This is a genomic window from Streptomyces sp. NPDC127097 (genome assembly GCF_042724075.1).
Classification (GTDB): domain Bacteria; phylum Actinomycetota; class Actinomycetes; order Streptomycetales; family Streptomycetaceae; genus Streptomyces.
The window spans coordinates 118,330-127,658 of the sequence record NZ_JBHXFI010000016.1 but is presented as its reverse complement, the minus strand read 5'-3'; the positions used below and the strand labels follow the sequence as shown (position 1 = coordinate 127,658).

General features: G+C 66.4%; 8 protein-coding genes. 7 read left to right on the top strand and 1 reads right to left on the bottom strand.

From position 1 onward, the window contains the following. From ACFWJW_RS15380 to ACFWJW_RS15365, 4 genes are all read left to right on the top strand, one after another. A partial coding sequence (locus tag ACFWJW_RS15380) for a toxin glutamine deamidase domain-containing protein (protein ID WP_387240245.1) occupies positions 1 to 3,004 on the top strand: 3,004 nt, incomplete at its 5' end. A gap of 3 nt (positions 3,005 to 3,007) precedes the next feature. Next, the gene (locus ACFWJW_RS15375) at positions 3,008 to 3,358 is read left to right on the top strand and encodes a toxin-antitoxin system YwqK family antitoxin (protein ID WP_387240242.1); all 351 of its coding nucleotides are present in this window, start codon (positions 3,008 to 3,010) and stop codon (positions 3,356 to 3,358) included. A 229-nt stretch (positions 3,359 to 3,587) separates the two neighbouring features. After that, positions 3,588 to 3,905, top strand: coding sequence for a hypothetical protein (locus tag ACFWJW_RS15370; protein WP_387240239.1), 318 nt, complete (start codon positions 3,588 to 3,590; stop codon positions 3,903 to 3,905). A 97-nt stretch (positions 3,906 to 4,002) separates the two neighbouring features. Beyond that, complete coding sequence (locus tag ACFWJW_RS15365) at positions 4,003 to 4,272, top strand: hypothetical protein (RefSeq protein ID WP_387240236.1); 270 nt, start codon at positions 4,003 to 4,005, stop codon at positions 4,270 to 4,272. A 358-nt stretch (positions 4,273 to 4,630) separates the two neighbouring features. On the opposite strand, the gene aac(6') is transcribed toward ACFWJW_RS15365, so the two are convergent. Continuing rightward, positions 4,631 to 5,110 carry an aminoglycoside 6'-N-acetyltransferase gene (aac(6'), locus tag ACFWJW_RS15360; protein WP_387240233.1) on the bottom strand — a complete coding sequence of 160 codons (480 nt, stop codon included), beginning with the start codon at positions 5,108 to 5,110 and terminating at the stop codon, positions 4,631 to 4,633. A gap of 26 nt (positions 5,111 to 5,136) precedes the next feature. On the opposite strand from aac(6'), the gene ACFWJW_RS15355 reads away from it, so the two are divergent. The 3 genes from ACFWJW_RS15355 to ACFWJW_RS15345 all read left to right on the top strand — a co-directional run bounded on the left by ACFWJW_RS15355 (position 5,137) and on the right by ACFWJW_RS15345 (position 9,195). Further along, the gene (locus ACFWJW_RS15355; protein WP_387240230.1) at positions 5,137 to 5,583 is read left to right on the top strand and encodes a hypothetical protein; all 447 of its coding nucleotides are present in this window, start codon (positions 5,137 to 5,139) and stop codon (positions 5,581 to 5,583) included. Next, a complete protein-coding gene (locus ACFWJW_RS15350) occupies positions 5,546 to 7,051 on the top strand; it encodes an SUKH-4 family immunity protein (RefSeq protein ID WP_387240227.1) in 1,506 nt (501 codons plus the stop codon). Before ACFWJW_RS15355 ends, ACFWJW_RS15350 begins: the two co-directional genes overlap by 38 nt. A 107-nt stretch (positions 7,052 to 7,158) precedes the next feature. Next, on the top strand, positions 7,159 to 9,195 hold the full coding sequence (locus ACFWJW_RS15345; RefSeq protein ID WP_387240224.1) for an SUKH-4 family immunity protein: 2,037 nt from the start codon (positions 7,159 to 7,161) through the stop codon (positions 9,193 to 9,195). Positions 9,196 to 9,329 lie beyond the last annotated feature (134 nt).

Below are 9,329 nucleotides of genomic sequence, written 5' to 3'. Positions count from 1 at the left end.
GCAGCAGCCTCAGCAACCGAACCCCTACCAGCAGCACGCACCGCACGCCCAGCACCAGGTGCCGCAGCAGTCAACGCCTCAGCCACAACAGCAGGCGCCGCACGCCCAGCAGCCCCAGCCGCAGCATCAAAGCCCGTACAACCAGCAGCCACAGCCCAACCCGTACCAGCAGCAGGCACCGCAACAGCAGCCGAGCCCGTACCACCAGCAGCCGACGCCGCAGCAGCAGCCTCAGCAACCGAACCCCTACCAGCAGCACGCACCGCACGCCCAGCACCAGGTGCCGCAGCAGTCAACGCCTCAGCCACAACAGCAGGCACCGCACGCCCAGCAGCAACCCCAGCCGAACCCGTACGCCCAGCACCAACAGCCGCAGCAGCAAACCCCGTACAACCAGCAGCCGCAGCAGCCTCCACAGCAGCAGCCCAGCCCCCACCACCAGCAACCACAGCAGCAGGCACCACAACAGCAGCCCAGCCCGTACCACCAGCAGCCGACGCCGCAGCAGCAGGCACCGCAACAGCAGGCACCGCACGCCCAGCACCAGGTGCCGCAGCAGTCAACGCCTCAGCCACAACAGCAGGCACCGCACGCCCAACAGCAGGCTCCGCAGCAGCAGGCACCTCACCAGCAGCAAGCACCCCACACACAGCAGCCGCAGCAGCAGACCCCCCACCAGCAGCAAGCACCCCAACAGCAGACTCAGCCCCATCATCAGCAGCAGAGTCCGCACTCACCGCAGCACCAGCAACAGCCGACGCACGAGCAGCCGCCCAACAGCCAGGAGAACGCCACACCTCCGCAGAACCAGGCGGGGGACCCCAACGCCCACGGCGCGATCCGCAACGATCTCAACCACCACCCCCACGGCCTGCTCGCTCCGAACCCCCACGACCAGCAGGCGCTGCAGAACGCCATGCCGCGCAACGAGGACGGCACCCCGCAGCGCTTCGCCAACCCCTTCGACTCGTGGGCCCAGCTCCAGAACGACGGCGGCAACACCGTTCCCGGCCGCAGCAACAACTGCGCCGACTGCTCCCGCTCCTTCTTGGAGACCTGGTTCGGCAACCCGCAGGTCTCCGCACCCCGTACTCCCGACACCGACAAGGACGGCAAGCCCGACACCTGGTCCCCGGAGCGGGCGTCCAATGAGAACCAGATTCGCTGGAGCGGCGCCAAGCACACCTACGCCGGAGAGGGCAAGGACCCGAACACCGCCGCCCGCATCGCCAATGACCTCCTGAAGGCCGGCCACGGATCGGCGGCGATCGTCCAGGTCAACTGGCCCAAGCCCAGGGGCGGCGGCCATGCCTTCAACGCCGTGAACTACCACGGCAAGATCGTCTGGATCGACACCCAGACCGGACAGGTCAGCCACGACCCCATCCACATCTCCAAGGCAACGCACGCCTTCTACATCCCGCTGGACGCCAACCGCCGGCCGCTGCACGCGGACAAGGCGGTGCCCAAGCCCGACGACGAGTCTGCAGCCGAGCAGACCGAGCCCAAGCAGGACCCCAACGCCACCGAACAGACCAAAACCAACACGGACAACACCTCCACCGACCAAGCGGAGGGGAAGCCCGAGAACTCACCGGCCGAGCAGACGGAATCCAAGCCCGACAACACCCCCACCGAACAGGCCGAATCCAAGCCTGAGGACACCCCCGCTCCGCACACCGACACCCCGGCGGACGAGTCGCCCGGTGACGCCGACGACACTCCGTCGGACGAGGCGTCTACCGGCGAGGACTCCACTACGGGGCCGGAGAATGCGCCCATCGATACGCAGGAGCCCACCACTTCCAGCGATCACGAAGGTGCGCCCAAGGGCCACGGCTCGAGCGTTTCGCAGCACCTCGCCAACGCCCTTCGCCACGACCGCAATCCGTTCATCTACGGCGAGCCCGAGGCACCCGGCAGCCAGCTACCGCCGAACTCGCACGACGAGAACCCCGACGACACCGGCCAGCCGACCTCGACACCGACCCCTGAGAGCCTCACCCGGCCCGAACCCAACGGGCCGGCCGAGCCGTCCGGCGACGATCACGACACCGCGCAGCAGGAAGACGACAACAAGCCTCCTGCCGACCCTGCGGAAGAGGAAGCCGACCAGACGGCCGACCACGACGAAGAGCAGGGCGACGAAGCCGACGAGCCCACCGAGCGGCACAAGCCCCTGTCGGCGAGCAACGAACGGGTTGATGATCCCATCAGCTTCGGGGCTGCGGAGGACCCGGGCGACGCACCGGACATCAGTGACCCCAAGTTCCAGCTGGACAAGTCGCGGGGCGCCATTGTCGAAACGATCGACCTGACCGATGAACGTGTGAAGATCGAGAACGAACTGATCACGGAGATCGACGGAAAGCCGGTCAAGCAATACCTTCAGGAGCTTTCCCACCAGCGCGCTCTGCATTACGCCGAGCTGGGATCGACGAAACGTGAAGGCCCGTGCTCGGCCCTTGCGATCGACCTACGGACCGGAATCATCACCGAGGGCGTCAACGGTACGGCGAAGAACCTCATTCCGCCGGAACACCTCCATCCGTTGCTGCGAGACAACTACATGGACATGGCCGAGTGGATGCATCCGCTGATGGACTCACCGGACGTGCCCACCCAGAGGCCTGCGACCGACGAAAACGGCAGGCCCATTCCGGGAGAGAGGGTGCCCTGGATCCTGGAAGGGCAGGCCCACGAGGACCAGCCGTTGCGGCATGCCGAGGTCAAGGCCGTGAACGAATTGCTGTGGGCGCGTCAACGGCAGCAAGAAGGCGAGCTCGATCGCGAAGTGCTGAAGGAAATGCGGTTCGACCCCCGCTGGTTCAAGAACCCCAGCAGAGACAACCCTGACTTCACACCGGGAGACTCGGCACCGGCCTGCGCAAACTGCAACTGTATACTCAGGGACATTCCCAGCTTCTCCGGCCGTTACCACTTCTCAAATCGCGATTATCGAAGGCAAGAGCCGCAAGGATACGAGCCACCCGCCTCGGAGTAACGAATGCGCATCGACGACGAAGACACCTACTTGGAAGACGGCAACATCGTCTACTACCAAGACAATCCGTTCACCGGCGAAGTCGTTACGCACGACGAAGAGGGCCGAGTGATCAGCCTCGTCTCCTACCTCGAAGGTTACGAGTCCGGCCCACAGACCGAGTGGTACCCAAATGGGTCGAAGAAGGAGGAGGGCACTTGCCGGTTGGGAGTGGCTGTTGGCGAGTGGCGTACGTGGTACCCGAACGGCCAACTCGCTGAGTTCTCGGTCTTCAGCCCCAAGGGGAGGTACCTGCAGCGTCAGAAGTGGGACGAGGAAGGAAACCTCACGGTGGACAAAACGTACACGGCGTGAGACACGGCCATGCGCATTGAATTTGCAGACACTTACTGGGATGAGAATTCGTGCGTCCATGACGAAGACGAACGCAGGTAGGGCCTGAATGTGGGAGATTAGCGCAGACGGCATCCCAATGACCATCTGGCCGAGCATCCGTAGGGTTGCTCGACGCCGAGTGGTCGGCGAATTTCCCACATAACACTTCGCCAGCACCCAGGCGAAACCCGCGCATCAAAGGAGCTACATGGCCAGCCAGCAGGACAATCCCACTCCGCCCACCACCCCCGACGAAGCGCTCGCCATCGTCCGTAGCCGCTACGCCGAGCCCACGCTGGCGGACGGCTCTCCCGCTCCGATGCAGGTCGAAGAATTCGATATCGGCTACCTCGTGTCCGCCGACTTCGACGACTACACGGACGCATCCGGCGAACCGCAGCCGGCTCCGGCCGGCGGCTCAATGATCATCGTGGCCAAGGAGACCGGCGAAACCGTCACCGTGCCCAACCTCCCCGCGGAATCGGCCATCGAGCTCTACCGACAGCAGCGTCAGTCCCCCGCCTGACACGAAATACCCCGAACACTCAGCGCCGTCGGCGGCGAAGGCAAAGCATCATGACGCAGAACGATTCCAGCGACGCACAGGAGGAGTCCCGGCCATCGTGCCGAAGACCGCTGGCGAAGCACTGGACCCAGCCCGCGTCCACTTCCGGCCCCGCTGTCGCGACGGGACCCCCGCCTCCCTGCACGTCCAGGAATTCGACATCGGCCATCTCGTCCATGCCACGTTCCCGCCCACCGAGCCCCGCTCCTTCGGCGGAAGCCACCTGATCCTCTCCAAAACTGACGGCGCACTGACCTTTGTGCCCAATCACCCGCCGCGTTCCGCCATCGCCCGCTACCGCGCCGAGCGGGCGGGGAATCCCGTATGACCTCGCCCGACGCGCCAGATGCCCACCGGCCCGATCGACCGGTACCGACCAGCGCAGAGGAAGCTCTGGAGATTGCCCGCACGGAGTACACGCCTCTCTGGCCGGATGGCACCCCGGCTCCGCTCAGAGCGCGCGAGTTCGACATCGGATATCTCGTGTACGCAAAGCTCGCGCCGCACCCGAGGAGCACACCGACGGGAGAACGCCGACGCCCCAGGAGTCCTGGCGGTATCTGCGTAGTGGTCGCCAAGGACACCGGCGAAATCTGCCGGGTTCCGCTACGGCCGCCGGCTGACTCCATCGCGCTGTACCGGAAGTTCTACCGAGCGGAAACGCGGTGAGGCGACCGGGCTGTCCCTCAGGTCAGTTCATCCGCCAGCAGATCCATCAGCAATCCGTCCGCCCAGCCCCCCGTCCGGTAGTCGCGCCCGTAAGCCCGCATGATTCCCAGGGGTTTGAAAGCGACCTTGCGATAGCTGCGGATGGCGGCGGCCGGGTCGGTGGTCAGGCGGTGGTGGCCGGTTTCCTGGATCAGCCAACGGGCGAGGGTGCGGACGGCGTCCGTACCGAGGCCCTTTCCGTGCCGGCTCGCCGTGATGAAGATCGCGATGGCGGCGTGCCGGAATTCGGGGTCGGTCTCCTTGGAGAACTGGATCGCGCCGATGACCTCGTCGTCGACGAGAATGGCGAGCATGTCCTGGTAGTCGTCGGGCACCGACCACCATGCCGCGACCTCCGGTTCCCGGACGATGAGGCCGAGTGTGGGGATGTCCGCTTCTGTCGTCGGCCGTAGGCGCAGGCCCCCCAGAGGATCGACCCCAGGGAGGCCGGATGGCATGCGTCATATCGTTCCGAGGTAGTCACGTGAATCAGCCCCGTATCCCCGGCCACCACCACATCCCGGCCGACGACGCGGTCTCACGCGTCGTCGAGTGGTGGAGCGAAGGGCGTCCCACCGGCAGCCGCTGCGACATCGTGGGCGGTCACGCCGCGGACGAGGTCCTGCACGAAGTGCACCGGCGAACGCCTCGAAGTCTGCTGCTCGGTGCCGCGGGGCGGACGCCCGAGGAGATCGTGACGGAGGTACTTGGCTTTGTCGGCGTGCCGAGCGCAGCCCAAATCAACACGCCGTGGCGCCATTTGCGCAAATACTTCTCCGCCGACACGTGCATTCTGCTCAAGAACGCACACCGAGCAGGCCGGACCCGGCGTTCGGCGCGGCCTTTGCAGGTACGGGACGAGCTTGCCGGGCGGCTCAGCCACCCCCGACCTGGTGACGCACGACGCCGGCGGTGTCGCATTCGTCGATGAAGGGCTGGCGGAGGCTCTTCGCAAGGCCGCCGACGAGGAGATGGTGCTCCGCGTCAACCGGCACCTGGTCGAATGGCTCAGGGAGATTTCCCCCCAATTGCTGCACACCGAGGGGTGGGCGGCCTCGGGCGAAATGGGACGCTACGCCGCGCACGGGCTGGCCATGCATGCCGTCCAGGCCGGGCTGTTCCACGAATTGCTGCACGACCGCTCCCTCATCGCCAACATCCCGCAGGAAGCGCTGCTTGATGCAGCACATTGCGCCTTCGACGGATCGGTTCCGGGAAACAACGCCGCGGCCGACGCCGTGCATCTGTGGAGCTACGGGGTGACCCCACCCACCCAGCCGGAGTGGGCTGCCTGGCTGCATCTGACGGCGACCGCACGCGAGGACTCCGCATTCGCGTCAGGCATCGCGGGCTCGGGACTGTGCCTGCCGTGGACCACGAGCTGGACCCACTGGCGTCCGCCGGGCGGCTATCACCCGCGCTATCTCACCCCCGGGGTGGTCAATGACCTCTACGCGGTCCATTGGCACGGCCGCCCCGCAGTGGCCGTCGAGCGCGAATCCCCTTCCCCCCTTCACGTCCGGGACCTCGCAACCGGCGAACTGCTGGGCGGTCCCTGGCATGGCGACGACCTGCCGGAAGCCGCACAGCAGGCCCTCACCTGGGCCGCCCCCGACGCCCATGACACCAACGGCCCCCTCACCCTCAGCGATTTCGAGGGGGCCGACGGGGCCGAAGAAGGCCCCGACGAGGAATTTCTCCACCTCGCCCTGACCGTTGAGAATCGCGTCATCGTGGCCGGCGCGGGCGGCCTGTTCGGTGTGCAGCCTGCCGAGCCCGACGGGTTCCCGGGCCTCACACCGCCGACCGGCCCGCCCCTCTCCGGATGCCCGACCGTGGCCGGCCCCACCCGCCCCGCGCACGCCCCCGAACCCGCCCCGACGGATCTGATGGAGCTGCTCGACGAACCCATCGTCGTGCGCACGCCCGTCAACGGCCTGCCGAGCGGCCTCACCGACGCGGCGGCCCGGCGAACGCTCTCCGAATCCGGACTCCCCGTCATGGACACGCGAGGAATCGCCCTCGAACCCGATCTCCCCGCCTTCCTCTCGGAGCTCGCATGGCAGGAGGACCTGGAGACGCCCGACGCCGCAGGCCCATTCTTCAAGATCGGCCGCTGGACGGGCGGCCTGATCGTCATAGACGGCCCCACCGGCCGCACACTGCGGATGCCCGGCAGCCCTGACGAAGACGGCCTGGAAGGCACACTCGTGGCCACCAGTCTGGAAGCCTTCCTCACCAAAGCAGCCCAATGGATCACGGGTCGGCACCTCCTCGATGCCACGGAAAACGAAATCGAAGCCCACTCGCTACGACGGGACATCGAAGACACCTTGTGGAACATCGACTGGCGCGGCTCCACGGCGGGGGTGTGGGTCTATCCCCTCCACAATGACTGAGGACCGGCCCCCTTTTTTGGAGGTGCTGACGCTGGTGTGACGCCGTCCCGGATAACACCCTGAAGTTCGATGGGAGTGCAAAGTACGTGGAGTCACCTCCAACTGCCGTGGCGGAGCTTGAAGCTTGGCTCGGTGAGCCGCGGCGCAAGGGCGGCGTGCTCGTATTGCGCGACGCCGGCGGCTCCGGTGCCGGGCAGGTACTCGATGACCTCCGTCGACGAGTGCCCGATGCGGTGTTCGTCGATTGTCTCCATCTGAGTGCCGAGGAAGTGGCTATTCGGGTACTTCTCGGTCTGGGGGTGGATCCAGAGGCCGCTCACGAACGGCGAGCGAGCCTCTGGAGTGCGCAGGGGCTCATCCGCCGTAATGCGGTCGTCTTGCTGGCCAACGCCCAATGGGCCGGTCCCACGATCACCTCGACGGAGCCCGGGCGGGTGCTCCGTCTGGTCGCGGAACGCTTGGGGCGCGATGACCGCCGGTGTCTGCGGATCATGGTGGAAGGTGATGCCGAGCGTGTGCGCATCCCCCATCGCCGCCAGGTGCAGGAGGTGTTCATGGACGAGGGCGACGGGTCGGGTGGCGCTGGAACTCGTCAAGAGGCCAGTGCCGTGTCCCAGCACCGCGCCATTCAGCTCCTCTCTGCGGCCGAGACGCCCGGTGTTGCTTTTCCTGTGTGGTCAGCACTCTGCGAAGCTTTGGGGCATCGCACGGACGAGGGCGAGCTCCGGTCCCTCGTCGCCCAATACCCCCACCAGCTGTCCGTGGAAGCCACCGAGGACGGCGCCGAAAGCGTTTCTTTCACCACACCCGCGATGCGGTCAATTGCTCGCGAGGCAAGCGCCCTCTCCCCCGCGGATCAGCAGGCCCTTTTCCATTACCTCTCCGCGCACACGGGCACGCCCGAGCTGGCTCGGTATGCCGCTCGGACCCTTCCCGTACACGCGGCACTCGGCGGTTCCCTCGAGGAGTTGCTGGGCAATGGTGAGCTGCTCGCCCGGACGGAACGCTACGGGCTGCTACAGGGAATCGCGGCGGCCTGGCCGGCGGGTGTACCACAAGGCACTGTCGCGATGGATATTCACTATCTGGAAACGCAACGAGTTGATCCCGAATCGAGCGGCGAGTGGCTTTCCTGGTTGCACTGGGCGGCAGTGAACCGTGGGCGGCGCGAGTTGGCGGACGGACTCGCAAACGCCGGGATCGAGATGCCCTGGAAGACGCTCTGGTCCCGTCAACGGCCGTACGGCGTATTCGGTCCGATGGACGGGGAAGTGGGACGCGTCGACCAGGTGCGCGTGGAGCGCAGGGATAACGTGCCGGTCGCCGTGATGAGGCGGGTCGTCCAGTACGACGACATGGGCGGGCCGTTGAACGAGGAGTATGTGGAACGTGTCTTCGCGCTCGATGACGGCACGGAGGTAGGCGCGGAACGCATCGTACGAATTCCGCATACCCAGGACACCCCCAGGCCGGCGGAATTCCAGGAGGACGCGGCGCTACCGGCGCCCAGAACACCCGACGCCAACAGAAGCATCAGGCCGGCCGGACCGGGCCGCTGGGTCATCGGCGGACACGGCGGGCTGTACGCGGTGCACGCAGTGGCGTCGGCCGATTCCGAAGCGGGCGTGTGGGCCAAGGGCCCCTACCTCGGCCCTGTGACAAAGGCCGCCACCTGGCAGTGTCCCGAGGAAGCGCTGGCCGATGGTGCCCCTTCGGCGTCATGGCTGGAGAGAATCTTCGGTACCGGAAGCTGCCGGACAGTGAGCGCTACTCACCTGCCCGACGGCCTGCGCAACCCCACCGCCCGGGAGTTCTTGAGCACGACTGGCCTGCCGTATCTGAACGGACAGATCCCTTTCTTCTCCTCTCTCCCCCTGGACGAACAAGGGCTTGCGGAATTCGAATGGCCAGAAGATGCCACGGACCCGAAGGCGGAGGGCCCCTTCTATCGGATCGGCTCGTGGATGGGGGGAGCCGTAGTACTCGACGGATCGAGCGGCGCCGTCCTCCAGGACACGGAGAGCGGCTATTCGACAGTCCTCTTGGCCAGCAGCCTCCCGCAATTCGCCACGGTGCTACGGCTCTACTGTGAGTTCCGCACCAGTTGGCTGTCCACCCTCGCTGAAGCCATGGATGCCCGGTAGAGCCTCAGGGAATGGGCCGAGGAAATCGACCCCGCCACGGAGACCGGTGATCACTGGGACGAGGTGTTCGAGGGCAGACTGGACGACCTCGGTGCTGTCGTCGGCGGTCGTCGCGACTGTCCGAGTTCATCTCC

Coding starts and splice junctions, on each gene's coding strand:
- ACFWJW_RS15370 (WP_387240239.1), top strand. CDS start 3,588: ATGGCCAGCCAGCAGGACAATCCCACTCCGCCCACCACCCCCGACGAA.
- ACFWJW_RS15375 (WP_387240242.1), top strand. CDS start 3,008: ATGCGCATCGACGACGAAGACACCTACTTGGAAGACGGCAACATCGTC.